Genomic DNA, 25103 nt, shown 5'->3' with positions numbered 1-25103 from the left:
GATGACCTAGGCTCCAGCGTCGCCCCGATTGAAAGCCGCGCGCATGCTCCGCCTGTCACACCCTCATCGCACACGTCGCCGCCGCGGGGCGGCGCTGGTCGAGGCGGCGGTCGTGCTGCCGATCTTTTTCCTGGCCATCCTGGCGATCGTGGAGTTCGGCCGGGCGATGATGGTCGGCCAGTTGGTGACGAACGCCGCCCGCGAGGGCGCCCGCCAGGCGATCCTCTACGGCAGCGACGACGACGAGGTCCGCGAGCACGTCACGACCTTCCTGCAGAACGCCGCGGACGTCCCGGCGGAGCACGTGGGCGTGGAGATCACGGTGAGTTCCGGCCCGAACCGCGAGGGCGCCGCCCCGCAGAGCGTCGTCGACGCCGAGAGCGGCGACCGCGTCACGGTGCGGGTCACCGTGCCCTGGGACGAGGCCAGTTGGGGCATGCTCCGCTGGCTGGGCGGCGAGAGCTTCCGCGGCGAAGCCACGATGCGGCACGAGTGACGCCGGTCGGGGAGACGTTCCTCCCTCAAACGGCGGCGTTCAGCCACTCGATGAGCTTCATCGCCGCGGTGTACCCGCCGAAGGCCCCCGCCAGCGCCAGCCCCGCGACGCTGAGGAACAGGCAGGCGGTCCAGACCGCCCCCGGCCGCAGGCCCGGCGGGGCGACGCGGAATCGCATCCAAAGGGCGGCGACCCCCAGCACGGGGAGCAGCAGGCTCTGGGCGACCCCGCCGATCACGACCAGCAGCACCGGGTCGGAACTGACGAAGACGAACAGCCCCACGCTGATCGCCGTCAGCAGCACGGACAGAATCTTCACCGCGAAGCGATACGTTCCCTCGTCGTCCCGCAACCAACCGGCGACGCGGGCGCCGTCGGCCCACATCCGGGCGTTCGCGGCGGTGGCGATCAGCAGCGTCGAGTACAGCACCGCCACCGCCCCGGCGAGGAACAGCCAACCGGCCTCCTTCCCGAAGACCGGCTCGTAGGCGGAGGCGAGGGCCGAGATCGTCTCGCTCCCCTGCGGGTGCACGCCGGTCGGGTGCAGGACTGCCGCCCCGATCAGGTAGAACGCCACCGTGCTGACGGTGTAGACGACCAGCGCCGCGAAGGCGTCCGCCCGCATCACCCGCATCCAGCCCTTCGCCCGGGCCGTCCAGGCCGGGGTCTCCGCAGACGCTTCGTTCGGCCGGACGCCGGCGAAGCGAGCATATCCCTTCTCCAGACACCAGTAGGGGTAGGCGACCAGCTCCGTCGCTCCCACGCCGATCAGCCCGAACGCGGCGAGGGCGATGAACACGGCGTCCGGGGCGTCGACGAGGTCGTTCAGCGGGTTCAGCCCGGCCAGCAGGTCGCCGGTCGGCAGGGCGAACTCCGGGGTGGATTGCAGGGCGACGGCGTTGCCCACCGTCAGGGCCGTGAACGCCGCGACCAGCACGGCGGAGAGGGCCTGAATCAGCCGATACCGCCCGCCCCACAGCAGCGCCGCGGTCAGGATGCCGGCGAGCGTCGCCCACAGCGCCGGGCCATGTTCTCCCAGGCCCGGCAGCGCGAGGTGCATCGCCTGCCCCACGCCGCCGGCCAGCCCGCCGACCTGCCCGAGCTGGGTGAGCATCATCGCCGCCCACAGCAGGACGACCCAGTTCACCGCCCGCGCCGTCCCATCGGAGAACCGGGCGCCGGTGGGCACTCGGGGGCCGGGGACGCGGTTGAGCAGATCGAGCGTCGTCCGCCCCGTCGCCACCGCCGCCCGGCCGAGTTCCACCTGCACGAACACCTTGATCGCGCACCCCAGCAGGATCAGCCAGAGCAGCCCGATCCCCACCCGCGCCCCGGTCCCGGTTGTGGCGAACAGCTCTCCGCTGCCCACGATCGCCCCGGCGATGATCACCCCCGGCCCCAGGTGCTTCAGCGTGCCGAGCAGCGTCGTCGGCGGTTCTGTAGGGTCCGCTGTGCGGACCGCCGAATCGCTCGATTCGGTCCGCACAGCGGACCCTACGGAACTCATAGCTGCCCCTCCGCCACGTCGATCGCCCGCAGCAGGGCCCGGGCTTTGTGCACCGTCTCCTCGTATTCGAGGCTCGGATCGCTGTCGGCGACGACCCCGCAGCCGGCCTGCACGTCGACGGTCTGGCCGATCATCACCATCGTCCGCAGGGCGATGCAGACGTCCATGTCGCCGCCGAAGTCCACGTAGCCCACGGCCCCGCCGTACGGCCCGCGGCGGTGCGGTTCGAGTTCGTCGATGATCTCCATGGCCCGCACCTTCGGTGCCCCGGACACCGTGCCGGCGGGCAGGCCGCTGCGGAGGGCGTCCAGCGCCGTCAGCCCCGGCTTGAGCGTGCCGGTGACGTTGGAGGTGAGGTGCATCACGTGGCTGTAGCGCTCGACCTCCATCACGTCCGTCAGCCGGACCGAGCCGAACCGGCTCACCCGGCCGACGTCGTTACGGGCGAGGTCGATCAGCATGACGTGCTCCGCCCGCTCCTTGGGGTCTGCCAACAGTTCGGCGGCGAGGGCGTCGTCCTCCGCCGGGGTCGTCCCCCGTCGGCGGGTGCCGGCCAGCGGGCGGATCGTCACGTCCCGCTTGTGATCCTCCGGGGTGGCGTCGGGGGCGGTTTCGACCCGCACCATGATCTCCGGACTCGCCCCGATCAGCGTGCAGTCCGGCCCGTCGAGCAGGAACATGAACGGGCTCGGGTTCACCACCCGCAGGGCCCGGTAGATGTCCAGCGGCCGGGCGTGCGTCTCCCGGCGGAAGCGCTGACTGGGCACGAACTGGAACACGTCCCCGGCGGCGATGTACTCCTTGCCCTGCCGCACCGCCTCCTCAAAGGCCTCCCGGGTCATATTGCTCTCCGGCGCCGGCCCCGGGGCGGCCGCGACCGGGTCGATGTCCGTGATCGGCAGGTCCACCGTCCCCTGTTGGAGTTGCCGCACGGCCTCGTCGACCTTTCGGCAGGCCGCGTCGTAACTGGCGGCGGGGTCGGCGGCGCTCGCCTCGGCATGAGCGACGACGAGGATCGTCTTCGAAATGTGATCAAAGACCACCAGCCGGTCGTACAGGCCGAACTGCATGTCCGGTAGACCGCGGTCGTCTTTCGGAGCGTTCGGCAGGCGTTCGACGTAGCGGACGGTGTCGTACCCCGCATAGCCGACGGCCCCGCCCCGAAACGCCGGCAACGCCCCGGGTCGCAGCCCGGGCGGCGTGAGGATGCGGTACTCCGCCAGCAGGCTCTCCAACTGGGCGAGCGGGTCCTTCCGCTCGAACGTCTGGACCGAGGTTCCGCCCTCGCCGTCGGAACCGCGGAGCGTAACTTCGTGCCGCCCCTCCCCAATTGGTCGGGCCTCGATCGTCAGGAACGGGTCGGCACCGACGAAGCTGTACCGGCCGATCTTTTCCCCGCCGACCACCGATTCAAACAAAAATCCCCGCCCGCCCCAGCGGAGCTTCTGATAGGCCGCCACCGGGGTGAGGGCGTCCGCCGTCAACCGCCGGAAGACGGGCACGAGGACAGTCCGGTCGCCTTCGTCCTCAACCTGATCGACGCCCTCGGCCATGGCGAGGAACGTCTCGCGGTTGGGCGTATGTCGTTGGGCGTGCGGTGCGGGCATGGCGCGGGCATCGTCGGGACGAACCGCCCAGGACGCCAGTCCGCCGCCGCCCCGTCGCGTCCCCGATCCCACGACGACGCCGCCGGACTGCGGGTCGCTCACGTTGACCGCCCCCCGGGGTCACCTAGAATCCGCTTCCCCCGCATTCTCCGCGACGGGGTGATCAAAACGCGGATGGTTGTCGACGAAAGCTCGCCCCGGTGCATCTGGACACCCTGACCGCCAACAGCGGCGAGTGGCTCCGCGGCACCGGACCGGACAGCGACGTCGTCGTCTCCAGCCGCATCCGGCTGGCCCGCAACCTCTCCCAGTTCCCCTTCCCCGTGCGGGCGGAGGACGCCACCAAGGCGGAGGTGTTCTCGCTGCTCTCCGGCACGCTGGGCGAGCTGGACGCCAGCCCCACGCTGCACCCGTTCGATCTGGGAGAATTAGAGGAGATCGACGCTCAACTGCTGGTCGAACGGCAACTGATCAGCCGCGAACTCGCCGACGGCGACGGCCCCCGCGGCGTGGCCGTCAGCCGGGACGAAACCGTCTCGGTGATGATGAACGAGGAGGACCACCTCCGCATCCAGGTGCTCGCCAGCGGCTTCGACGTGAAGGGCGCCTGGGCGAAAGCGGACGCCATTGACGACGCGATCGAGGCCCAACTGCCGTACGCGTTCGACGAGCAGTTCGGCTTCCTCACCGCCTGCCCCACCAACTGCGGCACCGGCCTGCGGGTCAGCGTGATGCTGCACCTCCCGGCGCTGGTGCTGACCAAGGAAATCCAAAAGGTTTTCCAGGCCCTGCAAAAAATCCGCCTCGCCGTCCGCGGCCTCTACGGCGAAGGCTCGCAGGCGATGGGCGACTTCTACCAGATCAGCAATCAGGTGACGCTCGGCCTGAGCGAGACCGAACTCGTGGAGAAGGTCGCCGAGGTCGTCCCGAACATCATCTCCTACGAACGCCGGGTGCGAAAGGCGTTGGTGCGGCAGGACCGCCGCAGCCTCCACGACCAGATCGCTCGGGCGCACGGGGTGTTGAAGAGCGCCCAGACGATCAGCAGCGACGAGACGATGGGCCTGCTCAGTTCCCTGCGCCTGGGCGTGAACCTCGGTCTGATCGACGAACTGGACCCGGCCACGGTGAACGAGATGTTCATCCACACGCAGCCGGCCCACCTCCAGAAATTGAAGGGGCAGGAGCTGTCCTCCCCCCAACGCAACGTCGCCCGCGCCGGCTACCTCCGCGACAAGCTCGCAAACGCGGAACTGGACACGGATCAATAACGCCGAGGCCCCGCGGGGCCTCGGCGTTACGCTCGAGTTATTCCGCCCGCTGGCCGGTGAAGTAGTCCGGGGCGTCCTTCCACTTGATGTTGCAGCCGATGGAGGGTTTTTGCATGTCCGGCGGGACCGGGGCCCCGGAGAGGACCTGCTCCGCGGCGGCCCGCAGATCGCCGCCGGTCACCGGCTGCTCGTTCCCGGGGCGGCTGTCGTCGAACTGCCCGCGGTAGGCCAGTTTGTGAGCCTTGTCGAACAGGAAGAGATCCGGCGTGCAGGCGGCCCGGTAGGCTTTGGCGACGCTCTGGTCTTCGTCGTACAGGTACGGGAACGTGTAGCCGACGGCCGCTTTCTCCTCGGCCATCTTCTCGAAGCTGTCGTCCGGGTACTCCACGGCGTCGTTGGAGCTGATCGCCACGATGCCCAGCCCCTTCGATTCGTACTCCTTGCCGAACTCCGCCAGCGCGCTGCGCAGGTGCTTCACGTAGGGGCAGTGGTTGCTGATGAACATGACCAGCAGCGGCCGACCCTCGTAGTCGGACAGGCTGACCGTCTCCTCGGAGCCGGCGGCGGGCAGCGAGAACGGCGGGGCCGCGGTGCCCAGTTCGAGCATCGTGGAAGCGGTACGGACCATCGGGGGGGCTTTCGTCAGGGTTCGAGATGAACCCCTAGACCACCGCCGCCGCGTCGTTCCGTCAACCGGGCATCCCCCGGCCCAAGCCGGACGCATGCATCCGGTTGCGATCTGCCCTCAGGCGTCCTCGGTCCGCCGGTACTTCTCCAGCAGCGGGCCGACCACCGCCGGAGGGACGAACTGGTGGAGTTGCCCCGCGACCGCCGGGCCGCCGAAGCGGGCGATCTGCTTGATCAGGCTGCTGGAGACGTGCGAGAGGTTCTCGTGCGCCATCAGGAACACCGTTTCCAGCTCCGGGGCGAGGGTGCGGTTCGTCAGGGACATCGTCAGTTCCGCCTCGATGTCCATCAGGCTGCGCACGCCCCGCAGCAACGCGGCGGCGCCGATCTCCCGGGCGAAGTCCACCGCCAGCCCGTCGAAGGTGGCGACCGTGACGTTGGGCAGGTCGGCGAGCGCCTCGCGGACCAGTTCGACGCGTTCCGCCGGGGTGAACAGCGGCTGCTTGTCCGGGTTGATGCCGACGCCGACGGTCAGGCGATCGAACAGCTTGGCACCGCGGCGGATGATGTCCTCGTGCCCCAGCGTGACCGGGTCGAAGCTGCCCAGATAGGCGGCGTGCCGGTGGTCGGGGGGGGCGTCGGGCATCGGCACACCTGCGTCCGGCCTGCGGGCGGGCCGGCGTTCGGGGGAAGTTCGGGGGAGCGAAAGGGTAACGCCGCCCCGCCGCGGGGACGCCGCCGATTAGACTGCGGCGGTCGAAGATCGCCGCCGTCGCGGCGAATCTCCTCCTATCCCCACCCCAGCGCGTCGTTCGCCCGCCGATCCATGACCATGCACACGTCCTCCTCCGCCAACTCCCACGCCTCCGCGGGCGCCAACAGCTCCAGCGCGGTGCAGTCCGCCGTGGACCGGGTGCGGTCCGAGGTGGAACGTCTGGTCGAATCCGCGGTGAACCAGGGCGAGCGCGCCCTGGAGACGGTCGGCATCAAGCCGCCGCCGCGTCGCGGGATGTTCCCGCCCGTCGACGTCACCGACGCCCCGGAGGCCGTGATCGTCCGCGTGGACCTGCCCGGGGTGAAGCCGGGCGGCGTGACGGTGGACCTGTCCGGCAGCATCCTGACGGTCGCCGGCACGCTGCCGGCCTTCCCGCCGGCGCCCGGCGCCTCCGCGACTCAGAGCGAGCGTCCGCACGGGACGTTCACCCGCTCGGTCTCCCTGCCCGCCGCCGTCGATCCGGCCGGGGTGTCGGCCGATCTGAAGCACGGTCTGCTGACCGTCACGCTTAAGAAGAACGCCGCCGCCCCGAGTCACTCGATCCCGGTCAACGCCGTCGAGTAGTCGCGGCGTCGCTCAGGGGTTCGCGCCGCCTCACGGCGACGGCGAAGCGGGGGGAGCGGCGGGGACCAGCCGCACCCCGTCGGCGTCGATCTCCGCCCGCAGGCCGGCGGCGGCGGCGAGTTCCTCCAGCGCCGTGCGCACCGTCAGCGGCCCTGGCAGATCGAGCCGCACCGGCGTCTCCGCCCGGGCCTCGATCGTGATCCGCTCGCGGAGCAGGTCCTCCAGATCGGCGATTGCCTCCCGCAGCGGGCGGGCGGCGGGCATTTGGTAGGAGGACAGCGTCGCGTCCAGCCGGCGTTCGATCCGCCGCACTGCCAGATCGGCCGTCGGCCGGGGAGCCGTCGCCGGCGGCCGGACCGGGTCCGGTTCGTACGGTTCGAGCGTCACCGTCGGAGCGGTCGGCTGCGGTTCGGGCGGCGGCAAGGGCGCCGGAGCGACGTCGACCGCCATCGGCGGCGGCTCCGGCTGAGGCTCCGCCGGCGGCCGATCGGAAGCCGCGGGCGGAGCGACCGGGGGCGGATCGGCGGCGATGATCTTCGCCGGTTCCTCGCTCCGCTCCGCCGGGTCCGCGGCCGGTCCGGAGCGGAGTACGAGCCACCCCGCCGTCGCGGCGCACGCCACGCCGAACGCGGCGAGGAAGAAGGGCCACCGCGGCGCCGGGCGCTCCGTTGTCCCGCCCATCGGCCGGACCGTCAGTTCGCGGTCGTCGTCCCGGCCGATCAGCAGGCCGGCGCCGCAGGCCGGGCATTCGAAGGCGCTGCCGACGGCGTCGCCGCGGACCCGCAGCGCCTCGTCGCAGGCCGGGCAGCGGAACGCCGCGGGCGGCGGACGCCGCACCGGCGTCGCCGGTTTGCGCAGGGGGGGACGGCTCATGGGGCTCCGCGGGTCATGGGGCTCCGCCGTTCACTCCGCCGGCGGGCCGGGACCGATCGGGAGCGGCGTCTGCCCCGCGGCCACCGCGGCTTTGTACGTCGTGATCAGCAACATGCCCGGCTGCGGCGCGTCTGCGACGGCCGCCAGCTTCGGGTGGTTCTGCATAATGCGGGCGATCGCGTCCTTCGCGGACACTTTGCCCAGGGCGAACTCCTGCGTCATGTTCTGCGTCATGCCGCCGTCGCGAATCGCGTTGCCGTCCAGTTCGATCGGAAACTTCGCCTCCTCCCCGATGAACAGAAATGCCTCCTGCATCGGGGTACGGCGGAAGTCGACGTCCACCAACCGGTCCAGCTTTTCGGCGAGCGTGGCGTTGTCCACGGGGGCGGCGGCCACGGTCGTCGGGTCGGCGGAGCGGACCCCGCTCAGGCCGGCCTCCCAGGTCAGCAGCGAGGCGAGGGCGAGGTTCGGCCCGGCCGCGGCCGGCAGCTGAACCGCGGCCCGGTAGACCCGCCCCTCGGTCCCGCCCACGCGCGCGTTGATCGTCGCCGCCAGCATCGCCGGCAACCGGCCGACCAGCCGCTGCCGGCCCACCGTCGCCGGCACCAGCGTGCGGACGTAGCCGAGCAACTGCTCCGGCATCTCCTCTAGTTCCGTCGCCGCCGTCCGGCCGAGGGTGCTGGCGACGTCGTCGGTCGTCCCCCGGACCGCCAGGGTGACGGCGACGTCCTGCCCGTTCGCCGCCGGGCCGTAGCCGAGCGCCACCGCCTCGGTCCAAGCGCCGAAGGAATCGTGAATCGCGTCGACCATCGGCCGCACGGCCTCCGGGAACAGCGTGTCCCGGTGAATGTTTAGATCGAGCGGCTGGAACAGGACCGTCAGCGGCGCGGTGCGATCGGTCGCCGACAGCAGGCCCTCCACCGCCGGGGCCGTCAGGGCGGCGGTTGGATCGAGGTCCCCGGCGTACTCCGCCGGGGCCACCGCCAGACCGATCGGCGGGGCGGCGGGGTCCTGCGGGTCGTTCAGCACCATGATCGCCCGTTGCCGGGCGGTGTCGATCTGCATCGGGACCGCGTACTGCTCCGTCAGCGTGCCGGGCAGGCTCAGCACCAACTCGGAGCGTTTCGGCGGCTCCACGAAGGTGAAGACCGCGGCCGGCTTGGGCAGGCTGCCCCGCGGCCCCATCACCCAGCCGACGGTGCATTCCGCCATCGCCTGCGGCGGGTAGCCGGTGAGTTCCTCCAGTGCCGCGGCGGCCCAGGGGGCGAGCGGGCCGGTGGCGTCGCGGGTCGCCTGCCACTTCGGCCCCCACAGCTCCGCCGGCCGCATGTGGACCAGCATCGAGACCCCCGCCGGCATCGCCCGCAGGGTGATCGGCTCCACCTGGGAAGCTCCCGCCGGCAGCGCGGAGGCCGCCCCGGCGGTCGCTTCGAAGCCGGTCGTTTCCCGCACCCGCTGGGCGGCGCGTTCTTCCTGCACCTCCGCCGAGGCCTGCCGCGGGGCGCCGCCGTCGTCGTTCAACGCCTGACTGCCGAAGTACGCCACCGCCCCCAGCCCCAGGGCGGAGAGCACGCCGACGACGATCTCCGGCGTGCGGTTCCGCTTCTTGCTGCGGCGGCGCTGTTTGAGCACGGAGCCCTCCGGCTCCGCCGCAGCGAGCGCCGGCGCCGCAAAGGCGGTCGCGGGAGCCCCTACCGCCGGGCCGACCGGCGGCACGGCCGGGGCGGGGTCGGCGGCGTCGAACGTCACGCCGGCGGGGCTGTCGTCGAGTTCCAACTCGACCACCGGCTCCGGCTCCTCCAGTTTGAACTTGTGCCCGCAACTGGGGCACTTGCCGATCTTCCCCAGCACGCGGCGGTCGCGCAGCTTGAGGACCGACCCGCACTTCGGGCACGGCAGGCGAAACGGCTGGCCGGACGGCTGGCCGGACACGGGTTGGTCAGGCACGGGCGGCGCTCCCGCGAGCGAGGGGTGAGCGATGAACGGGTTCGGCGGCCGCTCCGGCCTCGGCGGGCGAGGCGGCCTCCGCCCGGACGAGAGCTTCGGCGAGGGCGAAGTCGGCCGGGGTGGTGATCTTGAAGTTCCGGGCCGAGCCCCGCACGACCGCCACCGGGATGCCGGCCCGCTCGAGCAGTTCGGCCTCGTCCGTGGCCGGGGGACCGGCGTGGCGGCCGGCGAAAGCCCGCCGCATCAAGGCGGCCCGGGCGACCTGCGGCGTCTGGGCGGCCCACAGCTCGGTGCGGGGGACGGTCTCCACGACCCGCCCGTCCCGCACCCGTTTGACAGTGCTGGCGATCGGCGTGCACAGCAGCGCCGCCCCCTGCTCCGCGGCCGCGGCAAACACCGCAGCGAGATCCTCCCGCGGCGCCAGCGGCCGGGCGGCGTCGTGCACGGCGATCAGTTCCGCGTCCCCGCAGCGCTCGATGCCGTGAGCGACCGAATCAACCCGTTCCGCCCCGCCGGCGACGACCAGCACGCGCTCCCCGTCCCGATTGAGTTCTGCGAACACCTCGCGGTTCTCCGCCGCGAAGCGTTCCACATCCTCCCGGGCGACCGCGAGCACGACCCGCACGACCTGCGGCAGGGCGGTGAATAACTCCAGCGACCGCCGCCACAGCGGCACGCCGTCCAGTTCCGCGTAGGCCTTCCGCACCGACCCGCCCAGCCGCGACCCGCGGCCGGCGGCGGGCAGCACGACGGCGACGGTCGGGTCGGTCACGATGCGAAGCGGGGGCGAGCGGGGACGGGGGCGAACCCCATCCTACCGCCCCCCGCCCCCGGATTCCGCCCGGCGTCGCGTCAACGGACGACGCTGGCGTCGGCCGCAGCGGTCTCGGCCGGTTCGTCCTCGGCCTCGGCACCGTCCTCGTCGTCGTCCCCCGAGTCCCCGTAGGCGGCGGCTTCGGCGGCGAGGGCTTCGGCGGTGGCGAGGCGGCGGTCCTGGGCCTGTTGCAGTCCCGCCCGGTAGCCCCGCAGCGGCCGAACCAGCGAGCGGCTCAGCCACGCCTGACGAGTTTCGCGGTCGGCGTCCGACACCCCGGCGTCGGCGGCGGCCTCCTCCAGCAGGGCGAAGCCGTGTTCGATCGCGTCGAGCGTTTCGGAGACGTCGTGCAGGGCGACGCCGGTTTTCGTCGGCCAGCCGTGCTGCGCCTGATCCTGGCCCCGCAGCTCCCAGCGCTGCTTGAGCACCTGGAGCAGACCGTTGGCCGTGTCGTAGCGTTCGCCGGCGTCGGGGATGATCTCCGGGTGCTCCGCCAGCGCTTCCAAGGCGTCGCAGACGGTCCGCACGCCGCGGTCGCCGACCGGGGCCCGGTGCACGCCGGTCAACAGGCTCCGCAGCAGCGCCGCCGGCCGGTCGCCACGGAGGGCGTACAGCCGGGACAGTTCGCCCGGCAGGGCCGGGGTGACCATCGGGTCGTAGGGGGCGGCGAAGGATTCCAGCTTGGCGAGGTTCGCGTCGGACAGATCGGTCGCCGCGGCGAGGGCCTCCACGAAGGCGATGCGGCGTTCGTCCTCCGGGTGCCGGACCGTCTTCGGCCCGGCGGAGGTCTGCCGAATCACGCTCCGGACGTTCTTCGTCAGCTGCTTCTTCAACTCCTTCCGGTAGACCCACGGCCGGTCCGGGTATTCGAGGTGCATCTGGCGGCGGGCGATCACCTCCTGCAAGCGGTGATCGACCCGCGGCCGCTCCAGCGTCGGCACGGCGGAATCCAGCAGCCGGCCGGAGACCGGCGCCAGCGCCGCGGCGACCTCCGCCGGCTTGTTCGTCCACGCCTGCATCGCCCGCGGCAGGGCGAACGCGGTGCGGCCGTCCGCCGCCGTGACGGCCGCGGCGTCGCCGGCCAGGTCGGCGATGCGGTTCGGGCCGACGGCGGTGAGGTTCAGCGGCACGCTCCAGTCCCAGCCGCACTCGGCCATCAGTTGGCGAACGTGCGGCCGGTCGGCCCGGATGCCCAGGCGGGTGTCGACCAGCCCGTTGGGGGCGTTCGTGCCCAGCAGTGCGAACTCCCCGCGGCCGACCTCCACGCAGCGAACCTCCGCGAACGCCGTCCGCCAGGTGGCCGCGGCGGCGACGAGGGCGCCCGGACCGCAGTCCGTCGTGCGGACGCGACGGCAGGCGACGCCCTCGGGCGTCAACAGATCGGCGACCCGCCGGGCGTACGCGGCGGACTCCTCCGCCGCGGCGTCCACGGCGCCGGGGTGCGGCGGGTCGGCGATGATCACGTTGAAGCGGTCCGCGGTCCGCAGTTCAGCGCCGCGGACGGCGAGAACCGGGTCGAGCGGCAGCAGGGCGACGCGTTCGTCGGCGAACGGATCGACGGCCCGGGCGCGAACCAGTTCGTCCCGCATCGCGGCGACGGCCGCCGGGCGGGCGTCGCAGGCGACGATCGCCCGCACAGGGAACCGGGTGACGGCTTCGGCGACCGTCGGCCCGGACGTGCCGAGCAACAGCACGCGATCCGTCGACGAGGACCAGAGCAGCGGCAAGACCGCCCGCATCACCGCGGCGCTGTCCCGGGGGGCGAGCGTCGGCTGGAGCGCCGCGGCGGCCTCCGGCAGGCCTGCGTGACGAACGGTCAGCAGCGTGCCCTGCTCGCGGAACAGCGTGGCGGTGTCGCGGGTCGTCTCGATGCGGGCCAGTTCGCGGGCGTCGTCCAGGTGCACAAGTGCCGGGCCGGTCACGCCGCCCTGCCGGGCGATCGTCGGCAGCGCGCCGAAGAGGGTTTTCACCGCGGCGGTCGGCGGTTCGTGACGACCGCTCACGCAGACGGCCGCCGTCAGCGCCGCCAGCCCCACCGCCAGCCGCGGCCGCACGCCCCAGGAGCCGCACCGCACGACCGCGACCAACGTGGTCGCGGTCAGCAGGCAGAGCGTCCCGACCAGCACGCCGCCGTCCGGCAGCGCCGCCAACGCCCCCCCGCCGATCAGCAGCCCGGCGCCGCTGGCGAGAATCCCGACGCCCGCCGGCGCCGCGGTCGCCCGGGCCGCGAATCCGGCCCCGACGCAGGCCGGCAGCAGGAAGGCGGCGGCGCAGAGGATGCGCAGGTCCGTGAGCAGCCCGGGCGCGTCGAGCGTCGCGTTCGCCCAGAGGTTCAGCTCCAGCCACAGGTCGCCGGCCGCGAACGCAGCCGCCGTGCCGGCGACCGCGACCAGACCGCCCGCCGCCGCCCGGCGATCCCGCCGCAACCGGCCGGCGATCAGCAGGCCGAGACCCAGCCCCGCGACCGCCAGCGCCGCCCGGCCGAGCAACGTCTCGACGGTCAGGGGGAAGTAAGTCGCCGCCGCCCGCAGCCCTGCCGCGACCGCCGCCCCGCACAGCAGCGCCACGCCGACGGCCAGGGGATCGACCCGCCGGGCCGGGCCACGGGCGAGCGTTTCGTCCGCCGCCGCCGATTCGTCACCCTTCGCGGCGAACAGCATCGCCAGCCCCGCGGCGGCCACCGCCCCGCCCGCCGCGACCAGTGCCGCGTTCTGCAGGCCGATCGCCGGGGCGAGAACCGTTCCGAACAGCCCCACGCCCGCCCCCGCGGCGAGCAGTCGAACACCGGCGGCGCCGGGTCCGAACGCGAGCAGCCCCGCCCCGCAGGCCGCCGGGCCGAGGGCGGCGAGGGCGGCGAGGGTCAGCCAGGCCGCCCCCCGACCGCCGGCGAGCCAGCCGGCGGGCGCCGCGGTCGCAACCGCCTCCGCCGCCGCCAGACAGAGCGGCCCCAAGGCGACCGCCGCGGCGCACACCGGTCCGGTCGCCGTCACGGACAGCGTCCGCCGCCGACCGAGCGCCCAGGCGGTCGCCAGCCCGATCAGCACGGCGGCCCGCCCGCCGAAGGTCACCGCCGGGTCGCCGCCGAACCGCAACGTCCACTGAGTCCAGACGCAGGCCAGCGCCCCGCCGGCCAGCGCCGCACAGAGCGCCGGGGCCGCGGCGGGATGGTTCATCACGACCCGGCCGCCGCGTCGACCGGCGGCGCCGACCGTGGCGGCGAAGCGGGAGAGAGCGGAGGGAATCCGCGTGGCGTCCGTGCGCACGGGGGTGGCTCGTCAGATGGGGCGATCAGGGAGAACCGCCGCTTGTAGAACGTGCTTCGGGCGCGGGGGAACCCCGCTTCCGGCCGACCCGTTGAGCCCGGAGCGCAAGCTCCGGCCGTGCGTCGGGCGGTGCGTTCGACGCCCCGCCGGCTCCGCCGACGGCCGGAGCTTGCGCTCCGGGCTCAACTCGCTCCCCCGAGTCCCAAAACCGCCGTCAGCGGTGCGTGTGTTCCGCGGCCGGGTAGGCGCCGCCGCGGACTTCTTCGCAGTAGGCCGCCGCGGCCCGGCGGGTCTCGGAGCCGAGATCCGCGTACTTTTTCAGGAACTTCGGTGCGAACCCCGGGTTCAGCCCGAGCATGTCCGCCCCGACGAGCACCTGCCCGTCGCAGTGCGGCCCGGCGCCGATGCCGATCGTGGGGATGCCGACCGCCCGCGTGACCGCCTGGGCCACTTCGTCGTTCACCAGTTCCAACACGATCGCGAACGCCCCGGCGGCCTCGGCCCCGACGGCGTCGGCGACGAGGGCGTCCACGTCCCGCTGCACCCGGTGCCCGCCGACGGCGTGCACGCTCTGCGGCTTCAGGCCGATGTGGGCCATCACCGGCACGCCCGCGGCGGCGATCGCGGCGATGGTCTCCCCGTGATCGACGCCGCCGCCCTCCAGTTTCACCGCCCCGGCCCCCCCTTCCTTGAGCATCCGCCCGGCGTTGCGGACGGCGTCGGCGACGCTCGTCTGGTAGGAGAGAAACGGCAGGTCGGCGATCACCATCGCCCGCCCGCCGCCGGCGTCCCGCCCGCGGACGACCGCGGCGGTGTGGTAGACGATCTGCTCCACCGTGACCGGCAACGTGGTGGCATGCCCCTGCACGACGACGCCGACGGTGTCGCCCACCAACAGGGCGTCCACGCCCGCTTCCTCAAACAGGCGGGCGGTGAGGGCGTCGTAGGCCGTCAGCACCGCGAGCTTGCGGCCGGCGGATTTGGCGGCGACGAACCGCGGCAGCGTCATCGGCGTCCGCGGGCCGGACGCCGGGCCGGCGGGGGTCGAATCGGAGTCAGTCATGCCGGAAGTGTACGAGCTGCGGGCGGCGTCGACGGCCCGTCGACGCCGACCTGCCGCCGCAGCAGCGCCGGCAGGGATGGCCAGAGGAACTTGCCAGCATTTGTAACCCCTTTTTCACATTCGACTTGGAGCAATGGTGTGGAAATCCGCCCCCTGACCAGCCGCCGATCCGTGCGATTCTGAGGGCCGTCCCCCACCCGTGAGCCGGCCCGCAATCGGGCGGGGTCGACGCGGCCCCCGGCGGCTTCGTGCCGCCGGGGGTTTGTTCTTCCGCTGCGACCGCCGTGCGGTCAGCGGCCGTTGTCGGGGTTCCGCGGGAGAACTATCGTGCTCCGCCCCGCTCCCGGCGCCCCGTTCGGGCGCCCGGTCCCCCGGATTTCGCAACACGACGGTTCTCCCATGGCAGGCCCCACCCCCGACGAGCCGGTCGAGTTCGGTTCCGAAACCGAAAAACTGGTCATCATCGGCAGCGGGCCGGCGGGCTGGGCCGCGGGCATCTACGCCAGCCGGGCCGAACTGCGGCCGCTCTGCTTCGAGGGGGCGAACTCCGCGGAGAACTACGCCAACGGCACGCTGCCGCTGGGCCAACTCGCCCTCACCACGGAGGTCGAGAACTTCCCCTCCTGGCCGGCCGGCGACCTCTCCGGGTACCTCAACTCCGCCCTCACGGAGAAGGAGCGGATGATGCTGCCGGACGCCGGCCCGGATCAGGAGGCGATCACCGGCCCGCAGTTGATGACGCTCATGCGGCGGCAGGCCAAGAACTTCGGCACCCGGGTCGTGACCGACGACATCGCCAAGGTCGACTTCAGCCAGCGCCCCTTCACCCTCACTACCGCCGGCGGGAAGACCGTGAAGGCGGAGGCCGTCATCATCGCCACCGGCGCCCGGGCGAACTACCTCGGTCTGGACAGCGAGCACGCCTACAAGAACAAGGGCGTGAGCGCCTGCGCCGTCTGCGACGGGGCGTTGCCCCGGTTCCGCGGCAAGGGCGTGGTGGTGGTCGGCGGCGGCGACAGCGCCATGGAGGAGGCCACCTACCTCACCAAGTTCAGTAACCCGGTCTACATCGTGCACCGCCGGGACGAGTTCCGTGCCAGCAAGATCATGGCGGAGCGGGTGCTCGCCAATGACAAGATCACGGTGAAGTGGAATTCGGTGGTGGACGAAGTCCTCGGCAGCGACGAGCAGGGCGTGAACGGCGTCGTGATCCGCAGCACGCAGGACAGCGACCGCACGGAAACGCTGGACGTCTCCGGCTACTTCGCGGCGATCGGCCACACGCCCAACACGGCGTTCCTGGAGGGCCAGTTGGAGCTGACGGAGAAGCAGTACGTCGTCTGGACGACCCCCTTCCGCACGCACACCAGCGTGGAGGGCGTCTTCGCCGCCGGCGACGTGGCGGACGACTACTACCGCCAAGCCTGCACCGCCGCCGGCACCGGCTGCATGGCCGCCCTCGACGCCGAACGCTGGCTCGGGGCCCAGGGGATCGAGTGAGCGACGCCGTGTCGCCGCTGCCGTGGCAGGCCCATCTCGGCCCGGTGTTCGACGACCGCTATGACGGGCCGCGGGTTCCGCTCGACCTGATGCTCCAACGCCTCCGGCGGCGGTTCCCGGACCTCTCGGCTGACGTGGCGGCTGGGGATGCGGCGATCCGGGCGCACTACACCAGGCTCAAGGCGATGGGCTGCCCGGACGTGATCCTCGGTCCGTGGGAACGCCGGCTGGGGACGGAGCCGATGGTGACGCTCGACATGCCCAACAGCGAGCTGACGTTTCAGCTCGCCGCGATCGAGAACCCGCACCTCGAAGGGCTGTGGCTCTCCATCGACGACCTGACGCCCTGCGACGGGCGGCCGGACCTACGGGGGTTCGTCGCGGCGGCCGAGATGGTCGCGGAGGCGCTGGACTTCCGGTTGGGCCTGCAGGTGAACTCCTCCGCGGAGAACTGGGGGATCGGGATCGACGCTGACTGGCAGGTCGCCGACCCGCACGCCGACCTGCGGGCGGGGATGGGCGCTCAACGGAATCCGGCCACCGGCGATTGGGTCAAGGAACCCAGCGAGCTACCCGACCGCGGTGCGGCGCACTGGCCCGCCGCCTGCCGCCGGACCGCCGCGGCGTGGTGCGACCACGCGGAGTCCCGCGACAAACCGGCGATGCTGGCCGCGTACGGCGGCGCCGAGGGCGTGGCGGCGGCGATTCAACGCGATCTCGCCCAACTGGGTCCGTTGACGGCGTTCCGGGAGCACGTCACCGGGGCGGCGTTCGAAAACACGGCCGTCCTGACCCACGGCGAATGGACCTGCACCATCCGATTCAGCGGCGCGCCGACGGGGCAACTGCGTGAAGAGGCCGCGTAACGCCAAGGCCCCGCGGGGCCTTGGCGTTACGCGGTGGAGGAATATGAGCGGGCCCACGGGCCCCGGCCGGGTCGACTGAGGTTGAAGCCGCTCGAACCCCGCTGCTACAAGCCGTGAGACGCTGGAACTCTCCCACTCGGTCCCGTTGATGGCGAGCCGCACCGCCGATACGTCGCCCGAGCCTGCGGGATCGACGCTGTGGACCAGCCCGGCGGCCGGGCACGTTCCCGAGTTGGACGGGATCCGCGGCTTCGCGGTGCTGATGGTGCTGATCTGGCACCTCTGGAACTGCCAGATTCCCGCGACCGCCGGCCTGCTGGCGACGCTGGAGATCCCGAGCCAGCTCTTCTGGAGCGGCGTCGATCTGTTCTTCGTGCTCAGCGGATTCCTGATCGGGGGCATCCTGCTGGATCACGCGGAAAAACGCGGCTTCTACACCGCGTTCTACATGCGGCGGGCGGCCCGCATCCTGCCGGTCTACGTCGTGCTGTTGGCGGCGTATTTCCTCGGTCGCGCGCTGCTGGATCCGGAACGGTTCGGCTACCTGTTCCACAACCCGCTGCCGGACTGGGGCTACCTCACGTTCACGCAGAACCTGTTGATGGCCCGTGACGGGTCGTTCGGGCCGCACTTCCTCGGCGTGACCTGGAGCCTCGCGGTCGAGGAGCAGTTCTACCTGTTCGTCCCGGCCCTCCTGATGGCCCTCGGCAGCGCCCGATTCGTGCGGGCGGCCTGCTTACTGGCGGTCGCGGCGCCGCTCCTGCGGCTCACCCCCAGCGGCTTCGCGGAGATCGTCGCCACGCCCTTCCGGATGGATTCGCTGTTCGCCGGCGTGCTGCTGGCGCGGGCCGTCCGCCATCCGGCCGCGGTGCGGTGGATGCTCGCCAATCGGGCCACGCTCTGGGGCCTGTTCGGCCTGTTGACTGTCGGGATGGCGCTGATGACCCGCTGGCCGGCCGGGCGGGAGGGGTTCGAACCCTCGTTCCTCGCCGCGTACTACGCACTGCTGATCGCCCTCGCCGTCCTGCATCGCGGCGAGCGGGTGACGGCGGTCTGGCGTTGGAAGCCGCTGACCCTGCTGGGCCTCTATTCCTACGGGATCTACATGTATCACATGGCGGTGACCGGCCTGATGCACGGGACGATCCTCGGCGAGGCCCCCGCCGTGACGACGGCCGCCGGCGCCGCGGTGACGCTCGGCAGCCTGGTCGTCACGCTCCTGCTGGCCGCGACGTCCTACCACCTTTACGAAGAGCCGATCCGCCGACTCGGCCGCCGGTTCACCTATAAGGAACAGGCGTCCGAGGGAACTGCCCCCGCCCTGTCGCCGGCGGTCGAGGAGCCGGCGCCGCGGCGTCTGGCGGCCTGAGGCCCGGTGCGGAAACGACCGCACGTTGGCGGTATGCTCCCGCCGGCATGAGCGACGCTTCCCCCCCCGCCCCCCTCGTCGGCGTCGTGATGGGGTCGCGCAGCGATTTGCCCACGATGCGGGCCGCCGCGGAGATCCTGAGACAGTTCGACGTCCTCTTCGAGGCGGAGGTCGTCTCCGCCCACCGCACGCCGGATCGGCTGGTGGAGTACGCCACGGAGGCCAGGGGCCGGGGGCTGAAGGTGATCATCGCCGGGGCCGGCGGGGCGGCGCACCTGCCGGGGATGCTGGCGGCGAGCACGACCCTGCCGGTGTTCGGGGTGCCGGTGCAGAGTCGGGCGCTCAGCGGATTGGACTCGCTGCTGTCCATCGTGCAGATGCCCGGCGGGGTGCCGGTGGGCACGCTGGCCATCGGCGCCAGCGGGGCGAAGAACGCGGCGCTGCTTGCCGTACGCGTGCTGGCGTTGTCGGACGAAGGGTTGGCGGCGAAACTCGCCGGCTATCATGCCAAGCAGACGGCGACCGTCACCGCGACCCGTGTGCTGACTGACGACGACCTGTTCCCCCCTGCCTCGTCCCCCCTGGATCATGGCTGAGATTCCCCCGCCACGCCCGCTGCCCCCCGGACGCGTGCTGGGGGTGCTCGGCGGTGGACAACTGGGGCGAATGTTCACGCACGCCGCCCAGCGGCAGGGGTACCGTGTGCATTGCTGGGGCCAGGATCGGGATGAACCGGCCGTGCGGGCCGCCGACGCGGCGACCGTCGCCCCCTTCGGCGATGAGACAGCCCGGGAGCGGTTCGCAGCGGCGGTCGACGCGGTCACGGTCGAGTTCGAAAACGTCCCGGCCGCCACGCTGCGAAAACTTGCCGGGTTCACGCCGGCCCTGCCCGTTCGCCCCGGCCCGGACGTGCTCGCCGTCGCTCAGGATCGTCGTCGGGAGAAAGCCGCCGCCGCCGCCGCCGGGTTCGCCACCGCCCCCTGGCGGGAGGTGAGCACCGAACAGCAGGCGACCGCCGCCCCCACGATCGCCCGGCCGGCGATCCTCAAGACGGCCCGCGACGGCTACGACGGCAAGGGTCAGGTCCGGCTGGGCGAGGGGGACGACCTGCGGGCCGCGTGGGAGTCGCTGGGCCGCGTGCCCTGCGTGCTGGAGGGGCGGGTGGAGTTTGCGTTGGAGCTGTCCGCAATCGCCGCCCGCTGGCCGGACGGCCGCACCCGGGTGCACGGGCCGTTCGAGAACGACCACGCGAACGGCATCCTCGACCTCACCCTCTACCCGGCCCGGGTCGATCCGGTCGTCACGGCGGAGGCGAGACGCGTCGCCGCGGGGATGGCGGCGGCGCTGGGCGCCGTCGGCCTGTTGACGGTCGAGATGTTCCTCACCGACGACGGCGATCTGGTGGTGAACGAACTCGCCCCCCGCCCGCACAACAGCGGGCACGTGACGATCGAGGCCTGCGGAGTGAGTCAGTTTGATCAGCAGGTCCGCGTGACGGCCGGCCTGCCGCCGGGCGACCCGAGCCCGCGCTCCGCCGGAGCGATGGCGAACCTGCTGGGCGATCTGTGGGAGCAGGGCGAACCGGACTGGGCCGGCATGCTGGCCGCGTTCCCCGACGTGAGCCTGCACCTCTACGGCAAGGACGACCCGAAGCCGGGCCGCAAGATGGGCCACCTCACCGCGACCGCCGGCGACCCCGAAACCGCCGCCCGCCGCGTGCTCGCGGCCCGGGAACGGCTGCGGGGAGCAACTCGGTAACGCCGAGGCCCCGCGGGGCCTCGGCGTTACGCAGCGACTATTCGACGGTGACGCTCTTCGCCAAGTTGCGCGGCTTGTCCACATCGAGGCCCCGCAGCACGGCGCAGTGGTAGGCCAGCAGTTGGAGCGGGACGCTCGTCACCAGCGGGGAGAGCAGCGGCTCGGTCTTGGGGACGTACAGGCATTCGTCCGCGATGCGGGCGACCTCGGTGTCGCCCTCGCTGACGACCGCGATCACGCGGCCGCGGCGGGACTTCACCTCTTCGATGTTGCTGAGGACCTTTTCGTAGGTGTGGTCCTGCGGGGCGATGACCACCACCGGCATGCCCTCGTCGATCAGGGCGATCGGGCCGTGCTTCATCTCCGCGGCGGGCAGGCCCTCGGCGTGGATGTAGCTGATCTCCTTGAGCTTCAACGCCCCCTCCAGCGCCGCCGGAAAGTTCACGCCGCGGCCGAGGTACAGCCAGTTGTCGCGGTCGACGAGTTTCTCGGCGAGGGCCTTCACCTCGTCGTCCAGCTCCAGGGCGGTACGGATCTTGTCCGGGATCGCCATCAACTCCTCGGCCATCGCGATGGTGCGCTCCGGGGAGAGGTGCCGGCGGCGGCCGAGGTCCAGCGCCATCATCGCCAGCACGGCGACCTGGGCGGTGAAGGCCTTAGTGCTGGCGACGCCGATCTCCGGGCCGACGTGCAGGTAGACGCCGGCGTCCGTCTCCCGGGCGATCGTGCTGCCGACGGTGTTGACCACGCCCAACACCCGGGCGCCGCGGGTCTGCACCTCGCGGAGGGCCGCGAGGGTATCGGCCGTCTCGCCGGACTGGCTGACGGCCACGGCAAGGGTGTTCTTCAGCACGATCGGGTTGCGGTAGCGCAACTCGCTGGCGTACTCGACCTCGCAGGGGATGCCGGCAAGTTCTTCGAACAGGTACTCGCCGATCAGCCCGGCGTGCCAGGCCGTGCCGCAGCCCATCAGCAGCAGGCGTTCGGTCCGCGGCAGTTCCCGGGCGATCTGGGAGAGCCCGCCGAGGGTAATCTTGTCCGAGCCCTCCCGCAGGCGACCGCGGAGGGTGTTGGTGAGGGCGTCCGGTTGCTCATAGATCTCCTTGAGCATGTGGTGCTCGAACCCGGTGTGGTCCAGCTCCACGTCCTCGATCGCCAGTTCCAGCTCTTCGAACCGCTTCTCGACCGGCACGTCGTCGATCGTGCCCGCGGTCATGCCGTCGGGGCCGAGGCGGACGATTTCGTCGTCGTTCAGATAGGTCACCCGGACCGCCTGCCCGGCGATGGCGGCGGCGTCCGAGGCGATGAAGTAGGCCCCGTCCGCCTGCCCGACCAGCAACGGCGAGCCGCGGCGGGCGGCGATGAGGGTGTGCGGGGCGTCCGGGGAGACGACCGCGATCCCGAACGTCCCGCGGACTTCCAGCAGCCCGCGGCGGACGCTCTCCAGCAGGTCGCCGGTCTGGCTGTAGAAGAACCCGACGAGCTGGGCGAGGACCTCGGTGTCGGTCTCGCTGCGGAAGGTCACGCCCTGCTTCTTGAGGAAGTCGCGGATCGCGGCGTGGTTCTCGATCACGCCGTTGTGCACGAGGATCACCTTGCCGGCGGCGTCCACGTGCGGGTGGGCGTTCTCGACGCTGGGCCGGCCGTGGGTGGCCCAACGGGTGTGGGCGATGCCGAGGGAGCCGCGGACCGGCTGTTCGTCGCAGAGGGCCTTCAACCGCTCGACGCGACCGACCGCCCGCCGCAGGTCGAAGCCGCCGTTATGCACGGTGACCAGCCCGGCGCTGTCGTACCCGCGGTACTCCAACCGCCGCAGACCGCCCAGCAGCACGTCGTCCGCGTCGTGCGTGCCGAGGTAACCCACAATCCCGCACATCGGAGCGTCCCTGATCGGCTCAGTGAAAGGCGTACCCGGTTCGACCGGGATGCTCGAAACCTAACACTCGCCCGCTCCCCCGCCTACACGGTTGTGAGGAACCGCTCTTGCCATCAAAAAACCCCGACGCGGCGGAGCCGCGACGGGGCGAACGAAACGGCGTTGCGGGACGGCCCCCGCGGGGGGCGATCCCGCCGTGCGGCGGGTCAGGATTTGACCGTCTTCCGCGCCTTCTCCTTCGCGCTGTCGGCGAGGTTCTCCGCGCCGGATTGGGCCTTGCCCTTCAGCTTGCCGGCTTCGCTCTCGGCTTGGCCCTCGACGTTGCGGGCCTCGGAGGCGGCCTTGTCGGCCACCTCGGAGGCGGCCAACTGGGCCCCGGAGGCGGCGGCGTTCGCCACCGCGGCGCCGCGAGCCTTTAGGCCGGCCGCGTCCAACCCCTCCGCCTTCGCGGCGTGGGAGATGTCCTGGCCCATCTGCCGACCGGCGTTCTGCGCGAGGTGGGCGGCCTTGTCGACCAGATCCTTCGGGGTGAGGCCCTGGCGTTCCATCTCGTCCAGGGTCATCCCCATCGCGTGGGCGGCGGAAGTCTTCGCCTGATGCAGGACCGCTTCGGCGGAGTGCTCCGCCTGATCCCACAGCCGGTCGCGGGAGGCGCCCATCAGACGGTTCTCCGTCTTGGTGCGGGGCACGCAGAACCCGGCCAGCAGACCGGCCGCGAGGAACCCGAGGCCCACGGCGAGCGGGTTCTCCTGCACGCTGCGGTCGAATCGGTCTTTGGTGACTTCGTAACCGTCCACGGTCTTCTCCAGGGCTTGATGGCCGAGCGATTCGGCCGAGTGATAGGCGTCCTCCGCGAAGTGCGAGATGGACGAGGAAGCCGAGCGAACCGCGTCGGCGATCGCGGAACCGGAATACAGCAACGCCCCGGTCGTGGCGTGATAGCCGTTGCCCGCCGCGTCGGCGACGACCTCGGCGGCGTGGTAGGTGCCGTCCTTGACCTCGGTTCCCGCATGCAGCAGGGCTCCGGTGACGGCGTCGTAGGCGTTGCCGGAGGCCACCTTCACGCTGCGACCGGCGTCGCGGACGGTGTGGGCGGCGGCGCTGCCGGCGTAGAGGAACGCCCCCGTCGCCGCGTGATAGACGTTGCCGGCGGCGTCGGCGAACGTCTCGCCGGCTTTCACGACGCCGTCCTTCGCCTCGCTGCCGGCGTGAAGCAGCGCCTCGGAGGTCGCGTCGTACACCTTCCCGGAGGTCACCTTGACGCTGCGGCCCGTCGAGCGGGCCGCCTCCGCGGCGCTAGAGCCGGCGTAGAGGAACGCCCCAGTCGCTTTGTCGTAGACCTTGCCGGCGGCGTCGGCGGTGGTGTTCGCCGCTTGAATCGTCCCGTCCTTCGCCTCGCTGCCGACGTGCAGCAGGGCGCCGGTCGCCGCGTCGCTCACGCGGCCGGCCTGCACCGTCACGTCCCGCGAGGTATTCGCCGCGTACCGCTGCACGGAGCGACCGGCCGCTCCGGCCGCGTGCGAGGTCGCGGACGCCCCGGAGGAGAACGCGTGGCTGACGGACTCGACCGCCCCGGACAACGCGTTCGCCACGGCGGTTCCGGCGGCGGCGATCTGGTTTCCCGCCGCGTCGTACCAGTGACCGGCTTCGTCGCTCCAGGAGCCCTCCCCCGAGCTGGAGGAAGAGGAACTGGTGGAGCCGGAGGCCGCGTACGGATTGCGATAGCCGGCGCCGTAGTTCTCGCTGTAGGGCAGGCCGGTGCGGGCGTCGACGTAGGAGCCGCTGTACATCCGCGGCTCCGGGTTCCCCTCGTAGGTCCACCGCCGGTACTGCCGACGGGCGGACTTCTTGAGGGGATCCTCGAAGAAGGCGTAGGCGAGGCCCGTCGCGCAGATCGCGGTGGCGACCGGGTTCTCGCGAATCGCGTCGCCGAGCGTACCGACCAGACGACTGCCGGTCTTGTACACCTCGCTGAACCCGAAGGGATCGGCCGGGCCGCTGGCCACAACGCCTTCCCGACGCACCTGGACGACCGTGCCGTCGGGCTGCACACGTTCCTCATAAACCGGCTCGGCCGTCGTGCGGGCCGCGGCGGAGGTCGTGCCGAGGCCGAGCCAGCTCTTGGCGAAGCCGGCCGCGTCGTCAATCAGGGCGGAGGGCCGGAGCCGTTCGCCCAACTGGTCGAGCGTGCCGTCCATCTCCGTGCGGGTGCGGGCGATGTCCGCCCGGATTGCGCCGCTGGAGGTGTGATCTGGATAGGCCGGCGGCGTGGCTGGGTTGGCCGGGGAATCGGGGCGTTCGGCGGCCCGCTCGGGCGGTACGCCGTCCGCGTAGGGCTTTGCCTGGTGGGGAGCGGCGGTGTTCATCGGGGGGTGACTTTCTGTTTGAATTCCTGGAGATCGTGACCGACCTGCCGAGCGTCCGCCTTCACGCTGGCGATCGTCTGCTCCGGCATGGGACTGGTGTGAGAGATCCGATCGACGGCGGACTTGATCAGGAACCCGCCGATCGCGAGAGCCAGCAGGGGCACGCCCACGAAGCCGACCAGACCGGCGACCCAGCGGACCCACTCTTCCGCATCGTCGCCGCCGCCGAGGGCGACGATGGCGAAGTACGCGGCGAACGCGAGGGCCAGCACGAGGGCGACGGTGGAGGCGAAGGCCAAGGCGGCCCCGGCGGCGATCTTGCCGGCGTTGCGGCCGTACACGGCCGCCTTCTCGGACAATTCCGTCTTCGCCAGAGCCACCTCCTGACGGACGAGCGTCGTACTCTCGTCCCGCAGGTCTTTCAGCAGGTCGGCGATGGATCGACCGTCGTCTCGACTGGCGGGCGGCGAGACCGAGTTAGGGACGTGTGGGGCGTGGACGGACATCGGTGGTGCGAGGAGGGGGCCGGCGGAAACGGGCGGGACAGGCGGGGGGAGCCGG

Annotated in this window: 20 protein-coding genes; 8 read left to right on the top strand and 12 right to left on the bottom strand. The window is 72.0% G+C overall.

Annotated elements, in window-relative coordinates:
- Nucleotides 1-43: 43 nt before the first annotated feature.
- On the top strand, nt 44-496 hold the full coding sequence (locus CA12_RS14750; protein WP_145359802.1) for a TadE/TadG family type IV pilus assembly protein: 453 nt from the start codon (nt 44-46) through the stop codon (nt 494-496).
- 25 nt (nt 497-521) lie between these two features.
- Here the strand turns inward: CA12_RS14750 and CA12_RS14745 are convergent, their stop codons facing one another.
- Both CA12_RS14745 and trpE read right to left on the bottom strand, forming a co-directional pair.
- A complete protein-coding gene (locus tag CA12_RS14745; protein WP_145359801.1) occupies nt 522-1982 on the bottom strand; it encodes an Nramp family divalent metal transporter in 1461 nt (486 codons plus the stop codon).
- A gap of 17 nt (nt 1983-1999) precedes the next feature.
- Nucleotides 2000-3610, bottom strand: a complete 1611-nt coding sequence (gene trpE, locus CA12_RS14740; RefSeq protein WP_207622014.1) for an anthranilate synthase component I — start codon at nt 3608-3610, stop codon at nt 2000-2002.
- Between the two features lie 200 nt (nt 3611-3810).
- On the opposite strand from trpE, the gene CA12_RS14735 reads away from it, so the two are divergent.
- Nucleotides 3811-4881 (top strand): protein arginine kinase, encoded by a 1071-nt coding sequence (locus CA12_RS14735; protein ID WP_145359800.1) that lies wholly within the window; start codon nt 3811-3813, stop codon nt 4879-4881.
- A 37-nt stretch (nt 4882-4918) separates the two neighbouring features.
- Here CA12_RS14735 and CA12_RS14730 read toward each other — a convergent pair whose 3' ends face one another.
- On the bottom strand, nt 4919-5509 hold the full coding sequence (locus CA12_RS14730) for a thioredoxin family protein (protein WP_145359799.1): 591 nt from the start codon (nt 5507-5509) through the stop codon (nt 4919-4921).
- Nucleotides 5510-5626: 117 nt separating this feature from the next.
- The gene (gene coaD / locus CA12_RS14725) at nt 5627-6154 is read right to left on the bottom strand and encodes a pantetheine-phosphate adenylyltransferase (protein ID WP_145359798.1); all 528 of its coding nucleotides are present in this window, start codon (nt 6152-6154) and stop codon (nt 5627-5629) included.
- Nucleotides 6155-6340: 186 nt separating this feature from the next.
- On the opposite strand from coaD, the gene CA12_RS14720 reads away from it, so the two are divergent.
- Nucleotides 6341-6847: an Hsp20/alpha crystallin family protein gene (locus tag CA12_RS14720; protein WP_165700776.1), complete on the top strand. Its 507-nt coding sequence runs from the start codon at nt 6341-6343 to the stop codon at nt 6845-6847.
- Nucleotides 6848-6877: 30 nt separating this feature from the next.
- Here the strand turns inward: CA12_RS14720 and CA12_RS14715 are convergent, their stop codons facing one another.
- The 5 genes from CA12_RS14715 to panB all read right to left on the bottom strand — a co-directional run bounded on the left by CA12_RS14715 (nt 6878) and on the right by panB (nt 14807).
- On the bottom strand, nt 6878-7720 hold the full coding sequence (locus tag CA12_RS14715) for a hypothetical protein (protein ID WP_145359796.1): 843 nt from the start codon (nt 7718-7720) through the stop codon (nt 6878-6880).
- A gap of 30 nt (nt 7721-7750) precedes the next feature.
- Nucleotides 7751-9667 carry a zinc ribbon domain-containing protein gene (locus CA12_RS14710; RefSeq protein WP_145359795.1) on the bottom strand — a complete coding sequence of 639 codons (1917 nt, stop codon included), beginning with the start codon at nt 9665-9667 and terminating at the stop codon, nt 7751-7753.
- Nucleotides 9660-10439 (bottom strand): 2-C-methyl-D-erythritol 4-phosphate cytidylyltransferase, encoded by a 780-nt coding sequence (ispD, locus tag CA12_RS14705; RefSeq protein ID WP_165700775.1) that lies wholly within the window; start codon nt 10437-10439, stop codon nt 9660-9662. Before ispD ends, CA12_RS14710 begins: the two co-directional genes overlap by 8 nt.
- An 80-nt stretch (nt 10440-10519) precedes the next feature.
- Entirely contained in the window at nt 10520-13744 is a 3225-nt protein-coding gene (locus CA12_RS14700) for a hypothetical protein (protein ID WP_145359793.1), read from the bottom strand.
- A 214-nt stretch (nt 13745-13958) separates the two neighbouring features.
- Nucleotides 13959-14807, bottom strand: coding sequence for a 3-methyl-2-oxobutanoate hydroxymethyltransferase (panB, locus tag CA12_RS14695; RefSeq protein WP_145359792.1), 849 nt, complete (start codon nt 14805-14807; stop codon nt 13959-13961).
- Between the two features lie 399 nt (nt 14808-15206).
- Between panB and CA12_RS14690 the strand changes: the two genes are divergently transcribed.
- The 5 genes from CA12_RS14690 (at nt 15207) to CA12_RS14670 (ending at nt 20300) form a co-directional block, all read left to right on the top strand.
- Nucleotides 15207-16307: an FAD-dependent oxidoreductase gene (locus CA12_RS14690; protein ID WP_145359791.1), complete on the top strand. Its 1101-nt coding sequence runs from the start codon at nt 15207-15209 to the stop codon at nt 16305-16307.
- Nucleotides 16304-17173 (top strand): hypothetical protein, encoded by an 870-nt coding sequence (locus tag CA12_RS14685; protein WP_145359790.1) that lies wholly within the window; start codon nt 16304-16306, stop codon nt 17171-17173. Before CA12_RS14690 ends, CA12_RS14685 begins: the two co-directional genes overlap by 4 nt.
- Before the next feature lie 148 nt (nt 17174-17321).
- Nucleotides 17322-18542 (top strand): acyltransferase family protein, encoded by a 1221-nt coding sequence (locus CA12_RS14680; RefSeq protein WP_145359789.1) that lies wholly within the window; start codon nt 17322-17324, stop codon nt 18540-18542.
- Nucleotides 18543-18589: 47 nt separating this feature from the next.
- A complete protein-coding gene (purE, locus tag CA12_RS14675) occupies nt 18590-19138 on the top strand; it encodes a 5-(carboxyamino)imidazole ribonucleotide mutase (protein ID WP_145359788.1) in 549 nt (182 codons plus the stop codon).
- Between the two features lie 70 nt (nt 19139-19208).
- Nucleotides 19209-20300: a 5-(carboxyamino)imidazole ribonucleotide synthase gene (locus tag CA12_RS14670; protein ID WP_207622013.1), complete on the top strand. Its 1092-nt coding sequence runs from the start codon at nt 19209-19211 to the stop codon at nt 20298-20300.
- 37 nt (nt 20301-20337) lie between these two features.
- Here CA12_RS14670 and glmS read toward each other — a convergent pair whose 3' ends face one another.
- The 3 genes from glmS to CA12_RS14655 form a co-directional block, all read right to left on the bottom strand.
- Complete coding sequence (gene glmS / locus CA12_RS14665; protein WP_145359786.1) at nt 20338-22176, bottom strand: glutamine--fructose-6-phosphate transaminase (isomerizing); 1839 nt, start codon at nt 22174-22176, stop codon at nt 20338-20340.
- Nucleotides 22177-22382: 206 nt separating this feature from the next.
- Nucleotides 22383-24542, bottom strand: coding sequence for a DUF3618 domain-containing protein (locus tag CA12_RS14660; protein ID WP_145359785.1), 2160 nt, complete (start codon nt 24540-24542; stop codon nt 22383-22385).
- A complete protein-coding gene (locus tag CA12_RS14655; protein ID WP_145359784.1) occupies nt 24539-25048 on the bottom strand; it encodes a phage holin family protein in 510 nt (169 codons plus the stop codon). The genes CA12_RS14660 and CA12_RS14655 overlap by 4 nt, the downstream gene beginning before the upstream one ends.
- Nucleotides 25049-25103 lie beyond the last annotated feature (55 nt).

This window comes from Alienimonas californiensis, assembly GCF_007743815.1.
In the GTDB taxonomy this organism is placed as follows: domain Bacteria; phylum Planctomycetota; class Planctomycetia; order Planctomycetales; family Planctomycetaceae; genus Alienimonas; species Alienimonas californiensis.
The sequence above is the reverse complement of the archived record's forward strand: the minus strand, read 5'-3'. Positions and strand labels throughout refer to the sequence as shown.